The organism is Halomonas sp. TA22 (assembly GCF_013009075.1).
Lineage (GTDB): Bacteria > Pseudomonadota > Gammaproteobacteria > Pseudomonadales > Halomonadaceae > TA22.
Window position 1 is genome coordinate 2,737,508 of the sequence record NZ_CP053108.1, and the last position, 24,799, is coordinate 2,762,306.

Here is a 24,799-nt window from a genome sequence, read left to right on the forward strand (position 1 = left end):
AGTTTCTCTCTCAAGGCCCGTGTCGATCATGTTGCAACACCGCGTAGAGATTCGCCGACGCCCGCGCCCTCCCCTGCACTTTCTGCCGCTGGGGGGGTGTGGTGAGATCGGCATGAACCTCACGCTATACGGTTATCACGAACAGTGGATCGCCGTGGACTGCGGCATGATGATTCGCCAGGACCTGCCGGACAGCCCCCTTCAGGTGCCCAATCTCGCCAGCCTAGCATCCCTTGGCATAACGCCCCGAGCCTTGATCATCACCCATGGTCACGAGGATCACATCGGCGCAGCGGCCTGGCTCTGGCCACAGTGGGGCTGCCCCATACACGCCACGCCTCTGGCCGCCGGACTGCTGCGCGCCAAATTCCACGAGCGGGGCCTGTCGAGCGATGCGATCCATGTCATCGAGCCTGGCGAAGCGCTGGAGTATGGCCCCTTTACCCTACGCTACCTGCCGTTGCCTCACTCGATTCCGGAAAGCTGTGCGCTGCTCATCGTCACTCCACATCACAAGGTTCTCCACACGGGAGATTGGAAGCTCGACCCGCAGCCACTGATCGGCGCACCGGCAAATGAAGAGGCGTTCCGCGCCCTGGCTCCCGTCGATCTGCTGATCGGCGACTCCACCAACGCACCAACTCCCGGCCATTCGCGCAGTGAAGGCGATGTCGCAAGCGCCCTTGAGCGCACCCTGGAGAGCTGTCCAGGTCGCGTGATCGTCTCCTGCTTTGCCAGCAACCTGGCTAGGGTATTGGCGATCAGTCGAGCCGCGCAGCGTACCCACCGTCGTGTCAGCCTGATGGGACGTTCCATGGAGCGCATGGTGGCCATTGCACGTGGTCTGGGTTATCTCGAGGATATGCCACCCCTGGTGCCGTTGCGTGATCTGGGCTATCTCCCCCCCGAGGAGGTGCTGGTGATCGCCACCGGCAGCCAGGGCGAACCGCGTGCAGCACTTTCGCGACTGGCGGAGAACCGTCATCCCCATTTCGAATTGATGGCCGGGGATACGGTGATCTTTTCCGCCAAGGCCATTCCGGGCAACGAACGCTTGATCGGGCGGTTGCAAATTGCGCTTGAACGTCTTGGTGTCACGGTCTTCGAAGAGCGGGGGCATCCGGAGCTGCACGCGTCCGGCCACCCCGCTCGCGATGAGCTCACGACCTTCTACGAGTGGGTAAAGCCGCGTATGCTGCTACCGGTACATGGCGAGCAACGACATCAGCAAGCCCATCAGGAGCTAGCCGAGGCGCTGGGCATCGCGGCACCGTTGTGTCCCGCCAATGGCGACCTCATTCGATTCGATGGCGAGAATCTCGAGCTTGAGGGGCGCTACCCTCAGCCTCCGTGCATCGTCTCACAGAATGATGTCGCACCGCTTCCTGGGCTCAATGACAAGGCCCCACGGCATGGACGACATGGCACCCTTTTTCTGGCGCTATCGGTTGCCGCTTCACGAGATGGCTGGTCGCGTGTTGGGCGGCCAGTCATGGACTCCAGTGCCTCAACGGCGCTCGACGAGGTGGCGTTCATCGATTGGCTCGATGCGCTCATTGAGGAAAACGAAGCAGAAAACCTCGCCGATCTTCGCAAGCTGTTGCAGCCCCGTATTCTGGACTATCTCGAGGAGCGTCTGCGCCACCTGCCGGAAGTACATTTACAACTCTTCGCGGCCGAGCATAACGAGATTTCGCTGCGCGGCTGATCCAGAAAAGCAAAAAGCGAACCGAAGTCCGCTTTTATGAATGTGTTCCCAGCGCCCTGAATCATGACCCCGTCAGGAGGACTTGGCACTCTTGGGTGGACGGCCGCGACGGCGCTTGGGCTGTTCGCCGACAAGATCGTCCAGAGAGAGGCCGGCATCGTTGATCGCTTCACGAATCTCCGCCAGCTTGCGCTCCTTCATGATCTCCTCTTCATGACGCTGAGAATCCTCTTGCTGCTTCTGCTCGATGACCTCGCCAATCACCTCCGCAAGCTTGTGCAACTGCTCCATGCTCAGTTGGCGCGCCGCAGCGCGGGCGACGTTCTTATTACGGGCGATGCGCTCCAGAGTTTCGGAAGACATTAGCCTCCTCCATATTGAGAATCATGAAACGGGGACAAGCAATCCTTGATAAAAAGTATATGCCTATCCCCCCTCTTGGCAAGGAAAAGAGACAATAGCAATTTGGCAATGAGGTTCAAATAATCGGGTAAAAAAGCGCGGGCAACATGACAGATGAGCCGGCCTCAGGCCTAGCCACCTGTCATATTCATAAAGCGAACGACCTGGACATCGCCGTCGGTCGTGAAGTGGTGTCGCTCGGGCTTGAGTGGCATTGCCTCGATAATTCGTGTCTTGAGCGCCTGCATATCGCCCGGATGGCGACGCATCACCTCACGCAGATCCACCGAATGCTCATTGCCAAGGCACAACAGCAAGCGCCCCTCGACTGTGACCCTGACACGATTGCAGCTGGAGCAAAAATTGTGACTGTGTGGTGAGATGAAACCGATACGCGAGTGGCTATCGGTCATGCGAAAATAGCGCGACGGTCCCGGCGTCGTTTCAGGAGTCGCATACAGCGCGTGGCGCTGCTCAATGATCGCCTGGACTTCGTCGCTCGAATAGAAGGTTTCCGCCCGGGAGTGATCGGAAACGTCACCCAGCGGCATCTCTTCGATGAAGCTGATATCGAGCCCCTCGCTGCGAGCAAACTCGACCAGATCGAGCACCTCATCGTCATTGCGCCCCTTGAGAATGACGGCATTGAGCTTGATGCGCTCGAATCCTGCCGCCTTTGCGGCCCTGATACCAGCAATGACCTTATCCAGATCGCCGGTACGAGTGAGCTGGCGAAACTTGGCGCCATCCAGTGAATCGAGGCTGATATTGAGACGATCGAGCCCCCCGTCGCGCAGCGCCTGGGCATGCTTCACCAACCCTGCCCCATTGGTGGTCATGGCAAAGTCATTGAGCCCAGGCAAACGCCCGATGTCGCTTACCAGTTGCTCGACACCTCGCCTTACCAGCGGCTCTCCGCCGGTAAGGCGCAGCTTCTCGACGCCAAGTTCGGTAAAGGCCCGAGCCAACATGGCGATCTCTTCCAGCGTGAGCACCTGAGCACGCGGCAGAAAAGTCATCTCCTCGCTCATGCAGTAGACACAGCGAAAATCGCAGCGATCGGTAATCGAGATGCGTACGTAGGTCACACGACGATTGAAATCGTCGATCAGGGTGTTCATGCCTCCTCCCAACGCCTGGCGTCGTGTAGGTCACGCTCCCGTTCCGATACCCAGTAGTGGCCGTCGCGGGTATGCTCCTTCTTCCAGAAAGGCGCGTGTGTCTTGAGATAATCCATAATGAAGTCGCACGCCTCGAAAGCGTTCCTCCGATGGGCACTCGCCACCGCAACCAACACGATGGGATCTCCCGGAGCGAGTTTCCCGACCCGATGAATGACACGTACGTCATTGACCTCCCAGCGCCTCTTTGCCTTGTCGACGATGGCGCCTAGCGAGGCTTCGGTCATGCCGGGGTAGTGCTCGAGCGTCAATGCGACGACATCCGGATGTTCGTTGAAATCCCGCACCAGGCCAGTAAAACAGACCACGGCACCAATATCGCGGCGCCCCTGGGTCATGGCCTGCTGCTCGGCTCCCGGATCGAACGGAGCCTGCTGCACTCGAATCATGTCAACCTCCCGTGACCGGGGGAAAGAAAGCGACCTCATCGCCATCGGTGAGTGGCGTATCGTCGCCTCCCATGACCTGATTGATGGCACACAGGACGCGCCGCTCCTGGAGCGGCAAGAAACGCCGATCGCGCTCGATCAGAGCCGCCTTGAGCCCTCCGACGTCCAGAGTCGGCAGAGAGTCGAACGAAATGTCCAGTTCGCTCACGCCCAGTCGTTCACGTAGTTCGGCCAGGCATTTGACCCGGACGGTGGGAATCTCGCCTGGCATACCCACCCGGATCTCCCCCTCAAGACAGTCATCGGTGACGATCGGTTCAACCCGCTCCTGACGATGGTAGTCGCCGGACTTGCCGCCAGTCTTGGAGAGAAGCTGGATACCGCCGATTCGCATCTCCTTATCGACCGCCTTGCACATATCATAAAGGGTCAGGCAAGCCACCGAGACGGCGGTCAGCGCCTCCATCTCCACCCCGGTACGGCCATTGAGGCGACACGTCGCGGTAACGCCCACGCGACTGTTCTCGCTATCCAGCTGGAATTCGATGGCCACCTTGGAGAGCGCCAACGCATGGCATAAGGGAATCAGCTCATGGGTACGCTTGGCCGCCTGAATTCCGGCGATACGTGCCGTGGCCAGCACATCACCCTTGGGCAGGCCGCCTTCGGAGAGCAGCGAAAGCGTCGCCGGTGCCATGCTGATATGACCGCAGGCGACTGCCTCGCGGCGGCTCTCGGCTTTGTCGGCGACATCGACCATATGGGCCTCGCCGCGGGCATTAAGGTGAGTCAGGCTCATGCTGGTCATGCCTCATGTAAGACTATCGAAAGGTTGCAGTGTCACGGACTCGCCCATCGTCACTCCGTCACGCTCGGCATCGATCTCGATCAGGCAATTGGCGGCTACCATAGAAGAGAGTATACCGGAGCCCTGATGCCCGGTACTTCTCACCCATAGTCGCCCCTGGTCGTCGCCATGAAAGATGCCACGCAGTAAATCCACCCGTCCCTGTCGGCTGGGCAGAGCCTCCTCGGCGAGAGCGGTGAGGCGCATCGGCTGCCAGTGCGTCTCGCCCTGGAGCTGACGCAAAACCGGCTGTACGAACTGCAGGAAGGTGACCATCACGGCAACCGGGTTGCCGGGGAGTCCGAAAAAGGGCACTTGGCGCGCCCCCAGCCTGCCGCAGGCCAGGGGGCGTCCAGGGCGAATGGCAATGCGCCAGAATCCAAGATCGCCGACCTCGGCCAGGGCACGCTTCACCCAGTCCGCCTGGCCGACCGAGACGCCGCCACTGGTAATCACCATATCGCTCTCCTGGGCAGCCCTCTCCAGTGCCTGTACCAACTGTTGGTGATCGTCAGGCAGAATGCCCAGATCGATGAGCTCGACCCCCAGCCCTGTCAGCAGGCCGCGCAGCGAGAAGCGGTTGGCATCGAAGATCCCCGCCGAAGGCAGTGGCTCGCCAGGAGCCGTGACCTCGTCCCCCGTGGAAAAGATCGTGACCCGAGGGCGCCGATGTACCTGGGCCTGCGCCAGCCCCAGCGAGGCGAGCAAGCCTAGATGCTGAGGCTTGAGGCGTGAGCCTGCAGGTAGTGCCAGACTGCCCTGGGCGACATCCTCGCCGGCCTGACGGACGTTCTGGCCGCGCTTGACGCGCTCGGCGCGGGCCACGCGCACGCGCGTGCCGGTGTCCGACTCAAGCGTTTCGAGCTGCTCGCTCATGATGACCGTGTCGGCCCCCTCTGGCAGCGGCGCCCCGGTAGTGATACGCACCGCTTCGCCGGTGGGAAGTCTAGCGCCATAGGAGTGACCGGCCAGCACCTCGCCCGCCAGCGGCCATGTAGCGGGACGCAAAGCCTCCTCATCGGGCCAGGCCAGCGCGATGCCATCCATGGCGGCATTGGTGTTCTGAGGTACCGCAATGGGCGAGTGTATCGCCTGTGCCAATACTCGTCCGGGCAGCTCGACAAGGGCCACGCTCTGCGCCGGCAGGGGCTCTGGCACGAGCTGGCGTACCGCCACCAACGCCTCCTGGACGCTCAGCATACGCTCGCCAAGCTCGAAACAGGAGAGTGTCATATTCGCGTCTCCATACGGCTGCCGGTGCGCGCCCTGGCCTCGGCCGGCCAGCGTGAAGACCAGGCCGCGATCCAGGCGCTCACTTCATCGATATCGTTCATATCCAGCGCGTCGACGTCTGCCGGGAGAGCCAGCGGTTCTGCGCTTGCCACCGCGCGAATCCAGGGGTCCTGTTCGACCAGTAGCGGCTTGCCTACCGCCTGGCGATATAGCTCCAGCTTGGGCAGTGGCCATTGCTTGAAGCCCTCCACCAGCACCAGGTCAGGGCGCAGCGGCTCGACTTGCTCGATCAGCATTGCCAGATCCGGCTCCTGCTGGTCTGGAGTCTCCATTATCAGGGCGAAGCGGGCGCGGGAAGCGACCAACATCGGGGCGGCTCCCGCTTGGCGCAGGCGATGGCTATCCTTACCCGGCTGATCGACCTCGAAGGTATGGTGAGCGTGCTTGATGACCGCTACCTTGAGGCCCCGCTCACCCAGCCTTGGCAGTAGCGCCTCCAGCAGGGTGGTCTTGCCGGTGCCGCTCCAGGCCGCAATCCCGAGCAGGGGAAGATGCTCTTCGAATGTCAACGTCATGGCGTTCCATGGAGTCACGTGCGTTTCCAGGGACGCGGAAACGCTTGATACAGTGTGTTCAGACGCATCGAGAGTGAGCGTCACTCTTGTTGTTGCGGATGCAGACGCCCTTCCAGCAAGGCCTTCTCTTCCACATTGTTGAGATTGGCGAAATTCTCAGGGCAGTCGCTGAAATCGACATGGCAAAAGGGGTGGCGGGCATACCAGCGGTCGATCTTGCGCTCACCCTGAGCCAGCGCCTCGCCCAGATCGTCGGCCAGCGAACGACGAATAAGCGCCACGACCGGATGGGCACGCTCGCCATCATGGGCCAGAGCGATATCACCATCGCCCCTCCCCTTCACCATGCGCTCGACCAGGTTCATTGGCAATGCGGGGGTGTCGCAGGGCACCACCAAAACCCAGGGTGTCGTGGCCGCCATCAAGCCACTCCAGATTCCCATCAGGGGCCCCTGGAAACCGCCCTCTCGATCGGTGACGACACGACACCCTTGGCGTTGATAAATATCGAGATTGCGATTGGCGTTGATCAGGACTTCGTCGACATGTCTCTCCAGCCGTGCCAGGACATGCACTATCAATGGTTTACCGGCAAACGGCTCGAGCCCCTTGTCACGCCCACCCATCCGCCGCCCCTGACCACCGGCAAGGATCAACCCGCTCAATGGCTCGGCATCCCGCTTTTGACTAGCGCGCGTTTTTTCCATGCACTCAAGCTACCACTTTTCAAATTGAACCCCAATCAGGGGTAATCTAGACGACCATGACGGTTACCTCACGGTTCGCCTTTCTCAAAATGCGCTGTCCGCTTTCACCTTATCATTGCGGAGGCGAACCGGTATCATGCCGTCAAATATGCTCAACGGGGATTGGCATCATGAGTGGCTTCGACGTCGGCAATCGGCTGAAACAATTGCGACTGAGCCGGGGTCTTTCCCAGCGTGAACTCGCCAAACGCGCCGGTGTGACCAATAGCACCATTTCGTTGATCGAGCAGAATAGTGTCAGTCCCTCGGTCAGCTCGCTGAAGAAGATCCTCGATGCACTACCGGTCTCGATCAGTGAATTCTTCGCCGGCGAGGAGACCAGCCAGTCACAGGTCTTCTACCGCGCCGATGAACTCACCGAGATCAGCGATGGCAAGCTCTCCTGGCGCCTGGTCGGCGCCCGCCGACCCAATCGCAGCATGTCGATACTCTATGAGCGCTACCCTCCAGGCGCCGATACCGGCGAAGAGATGCTCGAGCATGCCGGCGAAGAGGGCGGCGTCATTGTCGCTGGCACTATCGAGTTGACCGTCGATGGTGAGGCGAGAGAACTCGGCATAGGCGATGCCTACTATTTCGACTCCCACTTGCCCCACCGCTTTCGCAATGTCGGTCACGCAGAGTGCATCATCGTCAGTGCCAATAATCCGCCATCGTTCTCGGATGGCGGTGGCGAGCAGCATCATACCTGAGGCTCATAGGGCACCCAACTGCGCCCTGCCTCTGCGCTGCTCAAGCTCCTAACTATCCCCTTTACTCTCACTCTCCTTCCCGAGCGGGCGGCAGGATGAGATTGAGCACGATGCCTATGATCGCCGCCAGGCTGACGCCCTGGAGGGTGAACTGACCGCCGCCCAACTGCATGCCGCCGATACCGAAGACCAGAATCAACGACACCACCACCAGGTTGCGCGGTGCGGTCAGCGATTGACCGGCACGCACCAGGGTATTCATGCCGACAACCGCGATCGAGCCGAACAGCAGCACCATGATACCGCCCATGACCGGGCCGGGAATGGTCTGCAGCAGCGCACCGAGCTTGGCCACGAATGCCAGAATGATGGCGATCACTGCCGCGACCACCATGATCCTTGGATTGAACGCTCGGGTGAGCATCACCGCGCCCGTCACTTCGGAGTATGTCGTATTGGGCGGTCCACCGAACAGCGCCGCCGTGGAGGTAGCCAGGCCATCACCCAGTAGCGTGCGGTGCAGGCCGGGTTTTTCGAGGTAATTCTTACGGGTAACCGAGCCGATCGCCACCATGTCGCCGATATGCTCAACCGCCGGAGCGACCGCCACCGGGATCATGAACAGGATCGCCGCCCAGTGAAACGTCGGTGCGGTAAAGCTCGGCAGCGCCAGCCAACCCGCCTCGTGTACCGGCGTGAAGTCGACCAGCCCCATGGCCAGGGCGAGCAGATATCCCGTGGCGATGCCGCCCATGATCGGGATCAGGCGCAGCACGCCGTGCCCAAATACCGCCAGCACCAGAGTAACCAAGAGGCTGATCATCGAAAGGGTGATTGCCTGGCCGTAGCCTATGTGATCGCTTGTCTCGCCACTCGCCATGCTGACCGCCACTGGCGCCAGGGCCAGGCCGATCACCATGATCACAGGCCCTACCACCACCGCAGGCAGCACCCGATTGAGCCAGCCGGTGCCCTTGATTCTGACAAGCTGCGACATGGCGACGTAGACCAGGCCCGCCGCGAACAGGCCACCAAGCGTTTCGGAGACGCCGAAGCTCGCCACCGAGCCCTGAATGGGGGCGATAAAGGCAAACGACGAAGCGAGAAAGACCGGCACGCTCTGACGGGTCACCGCATGGAACACCAGTGTGCCCGCCCCCGCGGTAAACAGCGCCACGCTCGGATCGAGTCCGGTCAACAGCGGCACCAGCACCAGGGCGCCGAAGGCCACGAACAGCATCTGTCCACCGGTCAGCAGGGTTCGCAATGCGGATTCTCGCGGCTCTTGAGCGGCCGCCGTTCGATCAGTCATGAAAAGCTCCCTATTGCTTCGTTATCCGCAGGGTCTTGGAAGAGATGTGCCCCGCGCATTCGCGGCGCAGTCTACTCCATAACCTATTGCCCGAGGAATTGCGCTGCGACGCGACCCGTCCTGGCGCCAGGTTCTGCCACCACAGCGGTGCCATGCGCGGGTAATCGGGAACGTTGGTCCCGGTGGGCGTCAAGTTGGGATTGCCTTCGTCATCCATCACGGCGACATCGGGACTGACCATGTCGGCAGTGAAGGTGGTGTACCAGAAGATCTGCTGCGCGATATTGCCCTGCGCCGGTACCGGGCCGGCCTCACCGCTAAGCCAAGTACGCAGTGGACGATGAGCCAAGCGAGATATTCGATTTCGAAAACCACGCCTGCCAAGGAAATCGAATGTTTCGAGGCATCACCGACTCGACCTCCGAAGGGAAGCCGATCCGAATCGGCTTTAACGTGTGCCGAAGATCTTGTCGCCGGCATCGCCAAGGCCAGGCACGATATAGCCATGCTCGTCGAGCCGCTCGTCGACCGCGGCCGTATAGATCTCGACGTCAGGGTAGGCTTCCTGTACTCGCTTGATGCCTTCCGGGGCGGCGACCAGCACGATGACCTTCATCAAGGGGCAGCCACGCGCCTTGAGCATGTCCAGCGTGGCGACCATGGAGCCGCCAGTGGCGAGCATCGGATCGATGACGATCGCCAGGCGCTCATTGAGATCGTTGGTGAACTTCTCGAAATAGGGGACCGGCTCAAGCGTCTCCTCGTTACGATAAAGCCCCACCACGCTGATACGGGCACTGGGGATCAGGTCGGTGACACCATCGAGCATGCCGAGACCGGCCCGCAGAATCGGAACGATGGTGACCTTCTTGCCCTTGAGCTGCTCGACGGCGATAGGTTCGCCGTTCCACCCCTCGATGGTGGACGATTCGAGTTCCAGATCCTGGGTCGCCTCATAGGTGAGCAGTTTGGCCACCTCACCGGCCAGTTCACGAAAGCTCTTGGTGCTGATGTCGGCAGTACGCATCAGACCCAGCTTGTGCTTGACCAGTGGATGGTTGATGGCATGAACGCTCATGGCGGTGGCCTCTCTGTGGGGGTCGGATAGCTGGCGCTGCGCAGGATCGCTGCGGGCCGGCAAATGCGCGCATTCTAGCTTGATCGGGCAGGCAAGTTAAGGCCTGCCCCCCGTGGCGTCAGGCTAGCCTGACGAGACCCGATTGCGCCCCGCTCGCTGAAGTGGACACTTACGCGGGCTGGACAGGGAGTTGCCAATCGATGGCGCCGCTTCCTCGCGATTGGAGGAAGTCGTTTGCCTGAGAAAAGTGGCGCTGGCCGAAGAAGCCACGATGAGCCGACAACGGCGAGGGGTGCGGCGAATGCAGCACCAGGTGGCGCTTGCGATCGACGAAGGAGGCCTTCTTCTGGGCGTAACTGCCCCACAGCAGAAAGGCGACGCCCCCGCACTGCTCATTGATCACCTCGATGGCGCGGTCGGTAAAGGTCTCCCACCCCTGGCCCCGGTGAGAACCGGCGCTGCCCTGCTCCACCGTCAACACGCTGTTGAGCAGCAGCACGCCCTGTCGCGCCCAGTGCTCGAGGAAGCCGTGGTTGACCGGCGTGAAGCCGACGTCCTGGGCCAGCTCCTTGTAGATATTCTGCAGCGAGGGGGGCGTCGGCACGCCAGGGCGCACCGAGAAGCAGAGCCCATGGGCCTGGTTCGGCCCATGGTAGGGATCCTGCCCCAGGATCACCACTCGTACCCCGTCGAGAGGCGTGAGCTCGAAGGCGCGGAACCAGTGCGACGAGTGCGGGAAGATCACCTTGCCGGCACGCTTCTCCTGGCGAAGAAATTCACGCAACGCCGCCATGTAGGGCGATTCGAATTCAACGCCCAGGTGACGGTTCCAGCTCTCGGGAAGCGGTGACCCTGTCATGCTCGGCTCCTTGCCGTTAGCGGGGCTGGCTACGCACCTGATCCACCAGCGGCTCGACATAGGCGATGCCCATGTCCCAAGGGAACTGAATCCAGCAATCCTGTGCCACCTCGGTCAGGTACTGGTCGACGAGCGGCCGCCCTTCTGGTTTGGCATAGATCGTGACGAAGTGTGCCCTAGACAGCATTTCACGTACCTTGCGCGCGGTCTTGCCGGTATCCACCAGGTCATCGACCAGCAGCCAGCCATCGCCGTCATGGTCGACTCCCTTCATCACGTCAAGCCCCCCCTGATCCATGCGGTCATAGCTCTTGATGCAGACCGTATCGATCAGACGAACGTTGAGCTCACGGGCAATCAGTGCGGCGGGAATCAATCCTCCCCGGGTAATCGCAATAATACCCTTGAAATCACGCTCGACGAGCTGATGACACAGCGAGCGCACGTCGCGATGGAGCTGGTCCCAGGAAACGGTGAAGTGCTGCTGATAACGATTGGCGCTCATGGTGGCTAACCCGCTGACAAGAACTGGAAGAAGTGGCGAGGACGATCACTCGTCCTCGGTAAAGGAGCAAACCGCGAACACGCCATAGCCTGCTTCACGGATCTTGGCCGAGCCCCCCAGCTCCGGCAGATCGATGATGGTTGCGGTTTCCACCACATGGCCACCGCTGCGCGTGATCAACTTGGCGGCAGCCAGCATGGTACCGCCGGTGGCGATCAGGTCGTCCATCACCAAGATGCGGTCGTTCTCGCGAAAGGCATCGGAGTGGAGTTCGACCTCGGCCTGACCGTACTCTAGAGTATAGGTCTCGCTGATGGTCCTGAACGGTAGCTTGCCCTTCTTGCGCACCGGCACGAAGCTGCAGCCCAACTCGTAGGCCAGCGGTGCCCCGATGATGAAGCCCCGCGCATCAATGGCGGCGATGGCATCCAGGTCCATCTCCTGGTAGCGGTGCACGAAGCTGTCGATCAGCTTGCGAAAGGCACTGCTGTTCTGGAGAAGCGGCGTGATGTCACGAAAATTCACCCCGGGCTGTGGCCAGTCGGGGACGGTACGAATCACGGACTTTATATAGTCACCGTAGATGCTCATCGCAGGTTCTATCCAGTAGTAGTGGTCAGTCGAGGAAAAGGAACTTAAGAACGAACAAAATCGCCAGAATCACCACCGCCGGGTTGAGATCCTTGAAACGCCCGGAGAGAGCCTTGATCGCGACATAGCTGATGAAGCCCAGCGCGATGCCTTCGGCGATCGAGAAGGTCAACGGCATTGCCAGCGCAGCGATCAGTACCGGTGCGGCATCAGTAGGGTCATCCCAGTTGGCATGCGCAAGGCTACCGGCCATCAGCACCGCCACGTAGAGCAGCGCTCCGGCCGTGGCGTAGGCGGGAATCGAGCCTGCCAGCGGCGCGAAGAACAGACTGATAAGAAACAGCCCCCCCACCACCACCGCCGTCAGGCCAGTGCGTCCGCCCGAGGCGATGCCCGCGGTGCTTTCGATGTAACTGGTGGTGGTCGAGGTACCAAGCACCGCACCTGCCATGGAAGCGGTGCTGTCGGACATCATGGCCCGACCGAGTCGTGGCAATTTGCCCTCCTTGTCGAGCAGCTTGCCGCGATGCGCGACCCCCACCAGCGTGCCCGAGGTGTCGAACAGATCGACGAACAGGAAGGCGAAAATCACGCTGAGCATCGCCACGTCCAAGGCGCCGAGCAGATCCATCGCCATGAAAGTCGGGGCGATCGACGGCGGCATCGACATGATTCCGCCATACTGGTTATGGCCAAGCAGCATGGCCATCACCGTCACCCCCAGGATGCCGATCATCACCGCCCCGGTCACCTTAAGGTAGGAGAGCGCGGTGATCACGAAGAAGCCCAGCAGGGCGTAGATCGCAGCGGGCTGCGACAGGTCACCGAGCGCAACGTAGGTGGCCGGATTGGCGACAACAATACCGGCGTTCTTCAGTGCGATCATGGCAAGGAACAGACCGATACCCGCAGCGATACCCAGGCGCAGCGAGAGCGGAATCGAGTTGATGATCCACTCGCGCACCTTGAAGATGCTGAGCAGCAAAAAGCACAGGCCCGAGAAGAAGACCGCGCCGAGGGCCGCTTCCCAGGTGTAGCCCATTCCCAGCACCACGCCGTAGGTGAAGAAGGCGTTGAGCCCCATGCCCGGCGCCTGGGCAATGGGATAGTTGGCCCAGATACCCATGATCAGACAGCCGATGGCAGCGGCAAGACAGGTCGCGACGAAGACCGCGCCATAGTCCATGCCGGCTTCGGAGAGAATGCTGGGATTGACGAAGATGATATAGGCCATGGTCAGGAAGGTAGTGATCCCGGCGATGACCTCGGTACGAACATTGGTATTGTTTTCGGCCAGTTTGAAGTGGTCGTTAAGCAAGCGTTTCAACATCGGCTCAATCCTGCGCTTGGACAAACGTGTCCGGATGCGAGAAAAGCCGCACATGGTACCCAAAGGCGTTCGACGATGCGAGACGCCTGGCACATGGCGACCAATTGTTATGGTCCCGGCACTTGGCCGGGTACCGCCTATCTTAAGCAAGCACTGCGCCGACTCCAGCCATTTTGCCAACGAAAACTTGACGAAGTGGTCAAATCGATCGTTTTAACTCGTCATTGGCTTATAGGGCGGCTGGCCAAAACGCGCTCCACCGTTTCGACGATCACCTGTGTCTGAGGATCGATCTCGATGTTGACGAGATCGCCCGGCACACGCTGCCCAAGGGTGGTACGCGACAGCGTCTCGGGAATCAGATTGACGCAGAAGCGAGGCGTGGCGCCGGTTTCCCGGCGCACCTCGCCAATCGTGAGGCTGATGCCATCGACACCGACATAGCCCTTGTCGAAGAGAAACCGGCTAACCAGATCGGGAATGGCGAACCACAGCCGCCGGTTATTGGGCGCCTCCTCGAGCTCGACGAGTTCGGCCATCGCCATCACATGTCCTGACATGGCGTGCCCACCGATTTCGTCGCCGAAGCGGGCCGCGCGCTCTATATTGACGCAGTCGCCCTCCTGCAATGCACCAAGATTGGTCAGACGCAACGTTTCTCGCATCAGATCGAAGCTGACATGCGCGCCCTCGATTGCGGTGACCGTCAAGCAGACGCCATTATGGGCAACCGAGGCCCCGATCGTCAGCCCTTGACGAAGCGTCTCGTCCAATGCCACCACATGGATACGGAAATCCTGCTTCTCGATGACCGACACCAGCGTAGCCGTGCCTTGTACGATTCCAGTAAACATCCGAATGGCTCCCAGCGGGCGGTTTTGTTGCGTAGTCTAGAGATAGAGAGGTGGGGGCGTCTATTCTCGACGCGCCTCGCACTGGAACATGGCATGTTTTTTAATCGTAAAGTGCGATTTTTCAGCAAAATCTTCTATAAAGAGTTGGCTATCAGGGCTCTTATACCAAAGTCGTTGACACCTCATATACCGCCCACTACCATTCAGCACACATATTTCAGGCGCCGATTTGAACCCGGATTGCGGGCGCCCTCGCCATCGGTATAGCCGCTGGCGGGAAGTGCAGCTAAAAGGGTGTGTCCAGCGTTGATGGCCACCCGCCAGGGTGGCTTTTTTTTGCCGCCTGAGCCGCCCAGCCCCACCGGGATCTTCCGCCCAGCCACGCGACGGAATCATGATCCGACTCAATAACGTAACCAAGACCTATGGTAGTGGCCCCAGTGCCGTAGAGGCACTCAAGGACGTGAACCTGCACGTGCCCGAGGGGAGCATCTATGGCGTCATCGGCCTCTCTGGCGCCGGCAAATCGACACTGATTCGCTGTGTCAATCTGCTCGAGCGGCCGACCTCGGGCAGCGTCGAAGTGGGTGGCCAGGAGCTGACCGCGCTCAGCGGCAGTGCCCTCAATCAGGCGCGCCATCAGATCGGCATGATCTTCCAGCACTTCAATCTGCTCGCCTCACGTACCGTATTCGCCAATGTCGCTCTCCCGCTGGAGCTGATGGGCGTCAAGAAGAGCGATATCCGCGAACGCGTAGCGCCACTGCTCGAGCTGGTCGGTCTCGCCGACAAGACGGATCAATACCCGGCACAACTCTCCGGTGGCCAGAAGCAGCGTGTCGCCATCGCACGGGCCCTGGCCAGCCGCCCCAAGGTGCTACTGTGCGACGAGGCCACCTCGGCGTTGGATCCACAGACCACCGGTTCGATCCTGGAGCTCTTGCAGGACATCAACCGCCGTCTGGGGCTGACCATTCTATTGATTACTCATGAGATGTCGGTGGTCAAGAGCATCTGCCATCGTGTCGGCCTGATCTCCGGCGGGAAGTTGGTGGAGGAGGCGGAAGTCGGCGACTTCTTCACCGCACCGAGCACCCGGCTGGGCCGCGACTTCATCAATCAGTTCCTGCAGCTGGAGCCCCCGCAAGCGCTGGTCGCTCGCCTTCAGGCACAGCCCGGTGAACATACCCACCCGGTGGTGCGCCTAGCCTTTTCCGGGGATGCCGTGGCCACACCATTGATTTCACGGCTGGCGCGGGAGTGCGGTGTCGATGTCAGCATTCTCCAAGCCAAGGTCGAATCGATCCGTGAACGCACCCTGGGCTTGATGATTGCCGAATTGATCGGCTCGGCGCAGAAGACCCGCGCAGCGATCGACTATCTCGAAAGTCATGATCTACACGTGGAGGTATTGGGCCATGTCCAACGCGATGCTTGAGCTGATCTTCCGGGCAACGCTCGACACTCTCTATATGGTGGGAATAGCGGGACTAATCTCCGCCCTGCTGGGCGTGCCGCTCGGCGTGCTACTGTATGTCACCCGCCCTCGGCAGATCCTTGCCCAGCCGGTTCTGAACCGTGTGCTGGGCATGGTGACCAACATTGGCCGCTCGGTCCCCTTCATCATTCTGATGGTAGCGATCATTCCCTTTACACGCATGATCGTCGGAACCTCGATCGGCACCAATGCGGCCATCGTCCCACTGACCATTGCCGCCATTCCCTTCGTTGCCCGCCTGGTCGAAGGGGCGCTGAACGAGATATCGCCGGGCCTGATCGAAGCCGCCCAGTCGATGGGCGCCACCCCCTATCAGATCATCACCAAGGTGCTGCTTCCCGAAGCCAAGGGGGGGATCATCACCGGCCTGACCATCACCGCGGTCACCCTGGTCAGCTATTCGGCAATGGCCGGCGCAATCGGTGGCGGCGGCCTGGGCGATCTGGGCATCCGCTATGGCTACAACCGCTTCGATCCCACGGTCATGCTGATCACCGTGGTGATCCTGGTGGTCATGGTGCAGGGCTTCCAGAGCCTTGGCGACTATCTGGTCCGCCGCGCCGATCACAAATAACTCACAAATCAGACGGCTTATGGTCCCCGATCATGGCGTGAGTCATGACTTGCAACGCAACAAGGCCGCCCCGATATTCCAGCGGCCAACATTCGCTTCCAAGGAAGCTTCAGGAGAGAACACATGCGAGACACGCTGACCCACCTTCTACGCCCGAGCCGTCTGCTGGGTGCCGCCACGCTGCTCGGCGCTGCCCTCCTGGCAGGCTGCGGTGACGACTCCAATGGCGATGGCGGTTCGATCCGCATCGGCACCGTCGCCGGTCCCGAGACCGAGGTGATGGAGGTCGCTGCACGCATCGCCAAGGAGGAGTACGATCTCGACGTCGAGATCATCGAGTTCACCGATTACATCTCGCCCAATGCCGCCCTCGCCGATGGCAGCCTGGATGCCAATGCCTACCAGCACGAGCCCTACCTGCAGAGCATGGTCGAAGATCGCAACTATGACTTCGCCATTGCCGGGCGCACCTTCGTCTATCCGATAGGGGCCTACTCCGAGCGCCACGCCAGCATCGACGACCTTCCCGAGCGCGCCATGATCGCCCTGCCCAACGACCCGTCGAACGAAGGCCGCGCACTGATCCTGATGCACAACGAAGGCATGATCGAGCTCGACGATCCCAACAACCTCGAAGCCACCCCGATCAACGTGATCAGCAACCCGCACAACTTCCGCTTCCGTGAAATCGAGGCAGCACAACTGCCGCGGGTGCTGCCGGATGTCGATCTGGCCTTCATCAACAACACCTTTGCCCAGCCCGCCGGTCTCAACCTGGCCGACGATGCGCTGCTCCGCGAAGGCCCCGAGTCCCCCTACGTCAACCTGATCGTGGTGCGCGGTGGCGACCAGGAGCGCGAGGAGATCCAGCAATTGGTCAGCGCCTATCAGCGCGATGAAGTGGCCGCAAAGGCCGAAGAACTGTTCCAGGGCAGCGCCATTCCTGGCTGGGAGTGAGTCAGCGCTAATCCAGTCCACACGAGCCGGCGATGTCGCCGGCTCGTTTCGTTAAAGCGAAACGGCAACCGAAACAGGAGCCGACGATGATCGACTACTCCTTACTTGCACGGCAGCTCGTATCTCTGCTCGACAGCCGCGACGCCCTCGTCAACAGCGCCCAGACCTGCGCCTTCATCATGCAGGAGATCCCCGACCTCAACTGGGCCGGCTTCTATCTTCAGCGTGAGGAGAACGTGCTGATGCTGGGCCCTTTCCAAGGCAAACCCGCCTGCAATCCCATCCCCTTCAGCAAGGGGGTATGCGGCATGGCGGCGCGTACGCGCCAGACGCAGCGCATCGAAGATGTACACGCCGTGGCCGACCACATCGCCTGCGACGCGGCATCGCGCTCCGAACTGGTCGTGCCGATAGTGGTGGGAGAGCGACTATGGGGCGTGCTCGACTTGGATAGCCCACGCCAGGGGCGCTTCATGCATGAGGATCAGACGGGCATTGAAGCATTGGTAGCGCGCTTCGCCGCCGCCACGGATCTCGAATTCTGGCCCTGAGCATTGCCGCGCCTGACAATCCGAGCACATACGAAAACACCCCGAGCACTGACGCTCGGGGTGTGGAGTCTGGTAGGACCAAGCGGATTTGAACCGCTGACCTCCACGATGTCAACGTGGCGCTCTAACCAAGGATTTGAACCGCTGACCTCCACGATGTCAACGTGGCGCTCTAACCAACTGAGCTATGGTCCTACTGTCTTGCCTGACAACGGATGCGTATTCTACGGCTTCGCGTCAGGAATGCAAGTATCTAGTAAAAATTCCCACTGATCATGAGGTTGGAGATGCCGACTTGACGCGCCCCACTGCATCCAGCCAGCCCCTATAGAGTCGTTCGCGCTCCTCCTCGCCCATTGATGGTGTAAAGGTGCGCTCGCAGCGCCATAGCCTGGCAATCTCATCGAGATCCTTGTACCAGCCAAGGCGCAACCCCGCCAGATAGGCGGCCCCCAGTGCCGTCGTCTCAAGCACCGTGGGTCGATCCACCTTAACTCCCAGCATGTCGGCGAGAAATTGGATCAGCCAGTTGTTGCTGACCATGCCACCGTCGACACGCAACGTATCGGTGGTGGCTGCCATGTCGTCACTCATGCACACCTGTAGATCGCGAGTCTGGTAGCACACCGCCTGGAGGCCGGCCGCGACGATCTCGGCAATGCCGGTATCGCGGGTCAGCCCGAGAATCGCCCCCCGCGCCTGGGGATCCCAGTGAGGCGCCCCAAGGCCGGTAAAGGCCGGGACCAGATAGACGCTATGACCGGCACGAGTCTGTCCCGCCAGCGCTTCGGTCTCGGTGGCCTCGGCGAACAGCTTGAGACCATCGCGCAGCCACTGCACGGTCGCCCCGGCAACGAAGATGCTCCCCTCCATGGCATAGGTCGGCTTGCCATTCAGCCGATAGGCGATCGTGGTCAGCAAGCGATTGCGCGAGGTTTCGGCCTTCTCCCCGGTATTGACGACCAAAAAGCAGCCGGTCCCATAGGTGCTCTTGCCCATCCCAGGTTCGAAGCAGGCCTGCCCGAACAATGCCGCCTGCTGGTCCCCCGCCACGCCGGCAATCGGGAGCGGTCGTCCCAGAAACGACGCCTCGGCGGTGCCGAAATCGTCACTCGAGTCCTTGACCTCGGGTAGTAGCTTGGCGGGAATCCCGAACAGACCGAGCAGGTCGTCATCCCACCGCTGGGAATGGATATTGAACAGTGCCGTTCGCGAGGCGTTGGTGGCATCGGTGACATGTTGCCTGCCGCCGGTGAGGCGCCAGATCAGGAAGGTGTCGACGGTGCCGAACGCCAGCTCGCCGCGTTCGGCACGCTCCCGCGCGCCGTCGACATGCTCGAGTAGCCAGGCCAGCTTGGAAGCCGAAAAGTAGGGGTCGATCAATAGCCCCGTACGCTCCTGTAGCAACTTGCCATGTCCGGCATCACTAAGTCGCTGACACTCGCTTGCCGTGCGCCGATCCTGCCAGACGATGGCATTGTGCAGCGCCTTGCCTGTCTGCCGGTCCCACAGCAGCGTCGTTTCGCGCTGATTGGTGATGCCGATGCCGACGATCTCCTCGACGCCAATACCCGCCTGCTCGAGGGTATCGCGGCAGGTCCTCTCCACGCTCGTCCAGATATCCTCGGGATCGTGCTCGATCCAGCCATCGCGGGGAAAGTGCTGAGGAAACTCGTGCTGCGAGGTGGACACGGGCTGCCCCGAGCGGTCGAAGAGAATCGCCCGCGAGCTGGTGGTGCCCTGGTCGATAGCAAGCAGATAGTTGGCCATGGAGAACCCTACGTCTCGATGTTCGTTTATGATCATCAAGGGTAATGCAATGCGTTCGAAATGCTCTAGGACTTTCGGCGCCTATCCAAGCTGCTTACAATGAGCCATCCACTGGGAGCGCACATGAACCAACAACAACGCCAGGATGCCATCGTCGAACTCGTCAAGCGGCAGGGATATGCCACGATCGAGCAGCTGACCAGCGATTTCGACGTCACGCCCCAGACCATACGCCGCGATCTGAACAATCTTGCCGCCGAAGGGCTGATCCGCCGGGTCCATGGTGGCGCAGGACTCGAATCGAGTACCGTCAATACCGCCTACAGCACCCGCAAGACCCTCAACCTCGACGCCAAGCGACGTATCGCGACGATGCTGGCAAGCTTCATACCCAATGACGCCTCACTGTTCATCAACATCGGCACCAGCAACGAGATCGTGGCCGAGGCGCTGAAGGAGCATCGCGGACTCGAGATCATTACCAACAACCTGAATGTGGCCGCCGCCCTTCAACACAAGGAGGACTTCACGGTGATCGTCGCCGGAGGTCAGGTGAGGTCGCGTGATGGCGGGATCATCGGCGAGGCGACCATCGATTTCATCAATCAGTTCAAGGTCGATTTCGGCATCATCGGCATCAGTGGCATCGATGAGGATGGCTCGCTACTCGAATTCGACTATCAGGAGGTGCGTGTCGCTCAGGCGATCATTCGCAACTCGCGCCAGGTCTACCTGGCTGCCGATCACTCCAAGTTCCACCGCAACCCCGTCGTTCGACAGGGCAACATTTCCCAGCTGGATGCGCTGTTTACCGACCGCCGGCCCAGCGATGGCATCTGCCGGTTGCTCGAGAGCAACGACGTCGCCCTGCATATCGCCTGACCGGGCTCCCCTCACCTGACGCGCTACCCTCTCTTTGTCAGCTCACCGCACCGCTTCATCAGCGCATATCATGGACACTCCATGGCGCTTTCTCTTGCGTGATGTTCGATTCAGGCTAGAATGTTTTCGTAATCGAAAACACTAAGCTTGATAGCGAACATCCCTAGGAGGGGCGCCCATGGCTGCAAGCCCAACTTCAGCGCTTCTGGATCTGTACATCATCGGTGGCGGCATCAATGGTACCGGCATCGCCAACGATGCGGCGGGACGAGGCCTGGCGGTCGGACTCTGCGAGCAGGCGGACCTGGCAAGCGCCACCTCCTCGGCCAGCAGCAAGTTGATCCATGGCGGTTTGCGCTATCTCGAGCATCGCGAGTTCCGCCTGGTCAGAGAAGCACTGCGCGAACGTGAGGTGCTACTGAAGAAAGCCCCACACATCGTTTGGCCACTGCGCTTCATCCTGCCCCATCAGCCACACTTGCGCCCGGCCTGGATGATTCGCGCCGGACTCTTCCTCTACGACCACCTAGGCAAGCGCGACAGCCTACCCGGCTCCAGGCGGCTGCGCTTCGATAGCAGCAGCCCACTCAAGCCAACCATCACCCAGGGCTTCGAATACTCTGACTGCTGGGTCGACGATGCGCGGCTGGTGGTGCTCAATGCCCTGCAGGCGCAGCAGCAGAGTGCCGAGATTCTAGTGCGGACGCGCTGTATCGATGCCCGACAGGAGCAGGATCATTGGCACATCACCCTTGAGGATCGCGATACCGGCAAGCAATTCGTGCGCCATGCCAAGGTGCTGGTCAATGCCGCTGGCCCATGGGTGGAGTCCTTCATCCGCGGCCAGACCACGCGCCAGTCGCGCTACGGGATTCGCATGATCCAGGGCAGCCACCTGGTGGTACCCCGTCTGCATGACGATGAACGCGCCTACATCCTGCAGAACAAGGATGGCCGCATCGTCTTCGTACTGCCCTATCAGCAGGGCTTCAGCCTGATCGGCACTACGGATCGGCGTTATACTGGCGATCCAGCCAAGGTGGCGATCACCCCTGAGGAGACCGACTATATTCTTGAGGTGGTAAACGATCACTTCCAGCAAGCACTCACCCGGGAAGATGTCGTGGCCACCTACGCTGGCGTACGCCCACTCTGCGACGATGAGTGCGCCGACCCCTCCGCCATGACCCGTGACTATACGCTTGACCTCGACAGGCGACCGGGCGAGCCGCTGATGCTGTCGGTATTCGGCGGCAAGATTACGACCTATCGCAAGCTCGCCGAAGCGACCATGCAGTTGCTTGGCGAGACGTTCCCCGACATGGGGCCGGCATGGACTGCCCAGGCGCTTCTGCCGGGGGGCGATATCGGTACTCAAGAGGCGTTTGTCGCCCGGCTGCTGCGTGACTATCCCTTCCTGGGTGAAGCGAGAGCCAGACGCTTCGCCTCGAGCTACGGCAGTCTCTGCCTGCGGTTCCTTGACGGCTGCAGCAGCGAAGAGGCGTTGGGGGAGCACTTCGGTGCCGGCCTGACCGAAGCCGAGGTGGCCTATCTCACCGAAGTCGAGTGGGCGCACAATACCGATGACGTGCTATGGCGCCGTTCCAAGCTCGGTCTGCGTGTGAATCAGGCCGAACGTGAACGGCTCGATGCCTATATTGCCAAGTGCCGCCAACGTTGTGCCGCTTGACCCGCTTAGGGAAACAGCCACTGAGCCAGGAAGACGAAGAACGGCACGGTGACACAACTCAGCAGTGTGGAGACCAGCACGCCTTGGGCGGCGAACTCGGGCCGGTTGTTATACTGCAGTGCGAACAGCGCACTGTTGCGCGACATGGGAAACGCACTGGCAATCAGCAGGGCCTGGGCAACGGTCCCTTCAAGACCCACCAGAAAGATCACACCGATGGCGATCAATGGCGCCACCAGCAGACGTCCTGCCACCATGAGGAAAAACAGCGGTGAGAGCTCCTTGATCGCCGGATGGGCCACCTGAGCTCCCAGCACCAGCAGCGCCAGGGCGATGAAGGCATCCGATACCTGCTGCAGAGGCACCGTCAGCGGTGTCGGCAGCTCCCAGTCGAATAGATAGAAGGCGAGCCCCAGCAACAATGCATAGAGCACTGGCGCCTTGCCAAGTTCGAGCAGATTCTTTCCCAGGCTGGTCGTTTGCGAGGAGGCAGAAGTCATCACGCCGTAGGTATAGGTAAGCAGGTTCTGGAACATCAGCACCGTGATCTGTACCGAGACCCCGACTGGATTGCCCGCGAATACCAACTGACTGACCGGCAAGCCAAAGTTGCCGGAGTTCATCAACACAATGCCATTCTTGAACATAGGGACCAGTTCCCTATCCATCTTTGTCGCCTTGGCGAACAAAGCGGTAAGTGCTGCCAGGACAAGAAATTGCAGAATCAGGAAGCCACCAATCTCGAGCAGTTGCGAGACCTCCATCTCATTGCGCACGAGATTGTTGAACACCACCACCGGCAGGAACAGATAGGTCAGCAGGATGGAGAGTGTTGGCAAGTGAAAGCGGAACAGACGATGCAGGAAGGCGCCCATCCCCAGTAGAATGAAGATCGGCAGCATGATCTCCACGATGATTTCGCGCATGACCCACAGCATGTGTATCCCCGCTTGCTGAAAAGCCCGGGAGTATAGCTCATGAGCTGATGCCGATATACAAGCGGCGCAACCATCGGAATGCGCCGCAAATGTATTTCCTACACCTTAGACGTGTCGAGCCAGGACTCGACACGACAGGCTCAACCGGGAATGCCGCCTTCGGTTAGCTTGGCCGGATCCAACAGCTTTTCCAGCTCATCGCGGCTCAGGTCGGTCTCCTCCTGAGCCACATCGACAATCGGTCGTCCGGCCTGGTAGGCCTTCTTGGCGACGGCCGCGGCAGCGTTATAGCCGATGACCGAGTTGAGCGCCGTCACCAGGATGGGGTTGCGCGACAGCGGTGCCTGGATATTGTCCTGGCGAACCTTGAAGGTAGCGATGGCCCGGTCGGCCAGCAGCCGGCTGACGTTGCTCATCAGCTTGATCGAGGTGAGCAGATTGTTGGCGATCAGGGGCAGCATCACGTTCAATTGGAAGTTGCCGCTCTGCCCCGCCACCGTGATTGCCGTGTCCAGTCCAATGACCTGAGCCGCCGCCTGGGCTGCCGACTCGGGAATCACCGGATTGACCTTGCCGGGCATGATCGAGCTGCCGGGCTGCAGTGCCTCGAGTTCGATCTCGCCTAGCCCGGCCAGGGGCCCGGAGTTCATCCAGCGTAGATCGTTACTGATCTTCATCACCACGCAGGCGTAGCTGCGCAGATGGCCGGAGAGCTCCACGGCGGCATCCTGCGACGCCAATCCCGCAAAGAAACTGTCGTTGGGCGTCAGCGCCAGCCCCGTGTGTTGAGCAAGGGCATCGGCCATGCGCTTGGCGAACGCCGGGTGGGCGTTGATGCCGGTTCCCACCGCCGTGCCCCCCTGGGCAAGCCGCGAAAGTCGCCGCTGACCATCCTGCAAGCGTTCGATGGCCTGGGAGACCTGGCTCGACCAAGCGCCGAGCTCTTGGCTCATTCGCACCGGCATGGCATCCATCAGGTGGGTACGCCCGGTCTTGACCACTCCATCCACCTCGCTGGCCTTGGTATCGATCGCCGAGCGCAGATGCTCGAGTGCCGGCATCAGGCTCTCCTGAACCGCCAGCGCTGCCGACAGGTGGATCGCGGTGGGAATCACGTCGTTGCTCGACTGCCCCATGTTGACATGATCGTTGGGGCCGACGTCGAGATCACCCCGCGAAGCAAGGTGCGCGATCACCTCATTGACGTTCATGTTGGTCGAGGTGCCGGAACCGGTCTGGAACACGTCGATGGGGAACTGCTCGTCGTGCTTGCCGTCGAGAATCTCCTGAGCCGCCGTGACGATCGCCTCGGCGCGAGCGGCATCGAGCAAGCCCAGTTCTGCATTGACCTGGGCCGCCGCCAGCTTGATGCGTGCCACGGCATGGACAAAGGCGGCCGGCATCGGCTGGCCACTCACCGGGAAGTTGTTGACCGCACGCTGCGTCTGGGCACCGTAAAGCGCCTGGGCAGGTACCTGCAGCTCGCCCATGCTATCGCGTTCGACACGACTATCGCTCATGACCCTCTCCTGAAGCTTATCCGTCCATGGCATCATGTACGCCGTCCGGCGCATCGCATCATGCCTCGAGTGCAACACCAGCTTATACATTGTAGT

Annotated in this window: 25 protein-coding genes, 1 tRNA gene and 1 pseudogene; 8 read left to right on the forward strand and 19 right to left on the reverse strand. The window is 60.8% G+C overall.

Features of this window, described 5'->3' with window-relative positions:
• The first annotated feature begins 112 nt into the window (after positions 1–112).
• On the forward strand, positions 113–1,708 hold the full coding sequence (locus HJD22_RS12920; RefSeq protein WP_208656746.1) for a ribonuclease J: 1,596 nt from the start codon (positions 113–115) through the stop codon (positions 1,706–1,708).
• A 72-nt stretch (positions 1,709–1,780) separates the two neighbouring features.
• On the opposite strand, the gene HJD22_RS12925 is transcribed toward HJD22_RS12920, so the two are convergent.
• The 7 genes from HJD22_RS12925 to mobA all read right to left on the reverse strand — a co-directional run bounded on the left by HJD22_RS12925 (position 1,781) and on the right by mobA (position 7,042).
• A complete protein-coding gene (locus HJD22_RS12925; RefSeq protein WP_208654177.1) occupies positions 1,781–2,071 on the reverse strand; it encodes a hypothetical protein in 291 nt (96 codons plus the stop codon).
• A gap of 170 nt (positions 2,072–2,241) precedes the next feature.
• The gene (moaA, locus tag HJD22_RS12930; protein WP_208654178.1) at positions 2,242–3,231 is read right to left on the reverse strand and encodes a GTP 3',8-cyclase MoaA; all 990 of its coding nucleotides are present in this window, start codon (positions 3,229–3,231) and stop codon (positions 2,242–2,244) included.
• The gene (moaE, locus tag HJD22_RS12935; RefSeq protein ID WP_208654179.1) at positions 3,228–3,680 is read right to left on the reverse strand and encodes a molybdopterin synthase catalytic subunit MoaE; all 453 of its coding nucleotides are present in this window, start codon (positions 3,678–3,680) and stop codon (positions 3,228–3,230) included. The genes moaA and moaE overlap by 4 nt, the downstream gene beginning before the upstream one ends.
• Before the next feature lies 1 nt (position 3,681).
• Positions 3,682–4,479 (reverse strand): cyclic pyranopterin monophosphate synthase MoaC, encoded by a 798-nt coding sequence (moaC, locus tag HJD22_RS12940; protein WP_208654180.1) that lies wholly within the window; start codon positions 4,477–4,479, stop codon positions 3,682–3,684.
• A gap of 12 nt (positions 4,480–4,491) precedes the next feature.
• A complete protein-coding gene (gene glp / locus HJD22_RS12945; RefSeq protein ID WP_208654181.1) occupies positions 4,492–5,760 on the reverse strand; it encodes a gephyrin-like molybdotransferase Glp in 1,269 nt (422 codons plus the stop codon).
• Positions 5,757–6,335: a molybdopterin-guanine dinucleotide biosynthesis protein B gene (mobB, locus tag HJD22_RS12950; protein ID WP_208654182.1), complete on the reverse strand. Its 579-nt coding sequence runs from the start codon at positions 6,333–6,335 to the stop codon at positions 5,757–5,759. Before mobB ends, glp begins: the two co-directional genes overlap by 4 nt.
• 80 nt (positions 6,336–6,415) lie before the next feature.
• Positions 6,416–7,042 (reverse strand): molybdenum cofactor guanylyltransferase MobA, encoded by a 627-nt coding sequence (gene mobA, locus HJD22_RS12955; RefSeq protein ID WP_208654183.1) that lies wholly within the window; start codon positions 7,040–7,042, stop codon positions 6,416–6,418.
• 170 nt (positions 7,043–7,212) lie between these two features.
• Here mobA and HJD22_RS12960 point away from each other — a divergent pair, with 170 nt between their 5' ends.
• Positions 7,213–7,794, forward strand: a complete 582-nt coding sequence (locus tag HJD22_RS12960) for a cupin domain-containing protein (protein WP_208654184.1) — start codon at positions 7,213–7,215, stop codon at positions 7,792–7,794.
• A gap of 67 nt (positions 7,795–7,861) precedes the next feature.
• Here the strand turns inward: HJD22_RS12960 and HJD22_RS12965 are convergent, their stop codons facing one another.
• The 8 genes and pseudogenes from HJD22_RS12965 to HJD22_RS13000 all read right to left on the reverse strand — a co-directional run bounded on the left by HJD22_RS12965 (position 7,862) and on the right by HJD22_RS13000 (position 14,323).
• Positions 7,862–9,106, reverse strand: a complete 1,245-nt coding sequence (locus HJD22_RS12965; protein ID WP_208654185.1) for a uracil-xanthine permease family protein — start codon at positions 9,104–9,106, stop codon at positions 7,862–7,864.
• Between the two features lie 121 nt (positions 9,107–9,227).
• Positions 9,228–9,422 (reverse strand): annotated as a pseudogene (locus tag HJD22_RS12970) (hypothetical protein); the annotation flags it as partial.
• A 132-nt stretch (positions 9,423–9,554) separates the two neighbouring features.
• On the reverse strand, positions 9,555–10,184 hold the full coding sequence (gene upp, locus HJD22_RS12975; protein WP_208654186.1) for a uracil phosphoribosyltransferase: 630 nt from the start codon (positions 10,182–10,184) through the stop codon (positions 9,555–9,557).
• Positions 10,185–10,353: 169 nt separating this feature from the next.
• The gene (gene ung / locus HJD22_RS12980) at positions 10,354–11,043 is read right to left on the reverse strand and encodes a uracil-DNA glycosylase (RefSeq protein WP_208654187.1); all 690 of its coding nucleotides are present in this window, start codon (positions 11,041–11,043) and stop codon (positions 10,354–10,356) included.
• A gap of 16 nt (positions 11,044–11,059) precedes the next feature.
• On the reverse strand, positions 11,060–11,548 hold the full coding sequence (gene gpt / locus HJD22_RS12985; protein ID WP_208654188.1) for a xanthine phosphoribosyltransferase: 489 nt from the start codon (positions 11,546–11,548) through the stop codon (positions 11,060–11,062).
• Between the two features lie 45 nt (positions 11,549–11,593).
• Positions 11,594–12,139: an adenine phosphoribosyltransferase gene (locus HJD22_RS12990; RefSeq protein ID WP_208654189.1), complete on the reverse strand. Its 546-nt coding sequence runs from the start codon at positions 12,137–12,139 to the stop codon at positions 11,594–11,596.
• Between the two features lie 25 nt (positions 12,140–12,164).
• Positions 12,165–13,469: an NCS2 family permease gene (locus tag HJD22_RS12995; RefSeq protein ID WP_208654190.1), complete on the reverse strand. Its 1,305-nt coding sequence runs from the start codon at positions 13,467–13,469 to the stop codon at positions 12,165–12,167.
• 221 nt (positions 13,470–13,690) lie between these two features.
• The gene (locus HJD22_RS13000) at positions 13,691–14,323 is read right to left on the reverse strand and encodes a riboflavin synthase subunit alpha (RefSeq protein ID WP_208654191.1); all 633 of its coding nucleotides are present in this window, start codon (positions 14,321–14,323) and stop codon (positions 13,691–13,693) included.
• Positions 14,324–14,717: 394 nt separating this feature from the next.
• On the opposite strand from HJD22_RS13000, the gene HJD22_RS13005 reads away from it, so the two are divergent.
• The 4 genes from HJD22_RS13005 to HJD22_RS13020 all read left to right on the forward strand — a co-directional run bounded on the left by HJD22_RS13005 (position 14,718) and on the right by HJD22_RS13020 (position 17,903).
• Complete coding sequence (locus HJD22_RS13005) at positions 14,718–15,761, forward strand: methionine ABC transporter ATP-binding protein (protein WP_208654192.1); 1,044 nt, start codon at positions 14,718–14,720, stop codon at positions 15,759–15,761.
• The gene (locus tag HJD22_RS13010; RefSeq protein WP_208654193.1) at positions 15,742–16,395 is read left to right on the forward strand and encodes a methionine ABC transporter permease; all 654 of its coding nucleotides are present in this window, start codon (positions 15,742–15,744) and stop codon (positions 16,393–16,395) included. The genes HJD22_RS13005 and HJD22_RS13010 overlap by 20 nt, the downstream gene beginning before the upstream one ends.
• 123 nt (positions 16,396–16,518) lie before the next feature.
• Complete coding sequence (locus tag HJD22_RS13015) at positions 16,519–17,352, forward strand: MetQ/NlpA family ABC transporter substrate-binding protein (RefSeq protein ID WP_208654194.1); 834 nt, start codon at positions 16,519–16,521, stop codon at positions 17,350–17,352.
• Between the two features lie 86 nt (positions 17,353–17,438).
• The gene (locus HJD22_RS13020) at positions 17,439–17,903 is read left to right on the forward strand and encodes a GAF domain-containing protein (RefSeq protein ID WP_208654195.1); all 465 of its coding nucleotides are present in this window, start codon (positions 17,439–17,441) and stop codon (positions 17,901–17,903) included.
• A 70-nt stretch (positions 17,904–17,973) separates the two neighbouring features.
• On the opposite strand, the gene HJD22_RS13025 is transcribed toward HJD22_RS13020, so the two are convergent.
• Positions 17,974–18,098, reverse strand: a tRNA-Val gene (locus tag HJD22_RS13025).
• Between the two features lie 78 nt (positions 18,099–18,176).
• Positions 18,177–19,673 (reverse strand): glycerol kinase GlpK, encoded by a 1,497-nt coding sequence (gene glpK / locus HJD22_RS13030; RefSeq protein WP_208653937.1) that lies wholly within the window; start codon positions 19,671–19,673, stop codon positions 18,177–18,179.
• 123 nt (positions 19,674–19,796) lie between these two features.
• Between glpK and HJD22_RS13035 the strand changes: the two genes are divergently transcribed.
• Together HJD22_RS13035 and glpD are read left to right on the forward strand one after the other, a co-directional pair.
• Complete coding sequence (locus HJD22_RS13035) at positions 19,797–20,555, forward strand: DeoR/GlpR family transcriptional regulator (protein WP_208653938.1); 759 nt, start codon at positions 19,797–19,799, stop codon at positions 20,553–20,555.
• A 178-nt stretch (positions 20,556–20,733) separates the two neighbouring features.
• Complete coding sequence (glpD, locus tag HJD22_RS13040) at positions 20,734–22,245, forward strand: glycerol-3-phosphate dehydrogenase (RefSeq protein WP_208653939.1); 1,512 nt, start codon at positions 20,734–20,736, stop codon at positions 22,243–22,245.
• A gap of 5 nt (positions 22,246–22,250) precedes the next feature.
• Here glpD and HJD22_RS13045 read toward each other — a convergent pair whose 3' ends face one another.
• Both HJD22_RS13045 and HJD22_RS13050 read right to left on the reverse strand, forming a co-directional pair.
• Positions 22,251–23,183, reverse strand: coding sequence for an AEC family transporter (locus tag HJD22_RS13045; protein WP_217267761.1), 933 nt, complete (start codon positions 23,181–23,183; stop codon positions 22,251–22,253).
• Positions 23,184–23,323: 140 nt separating this feature from the next.
• Positions 23,324–24,703: an aspartate ammonia-lyase gene (locus HJD22_RS13050; protein WP_208653940.1), complete on the reverse strand. Its 1,380-nt coding sequence runs from the start codon at positions 24,701–24,703 to the stop codon at positions 23,324–23,326.
• Positions 24,704–24,799: the final 96 nt, after the last annotated feature.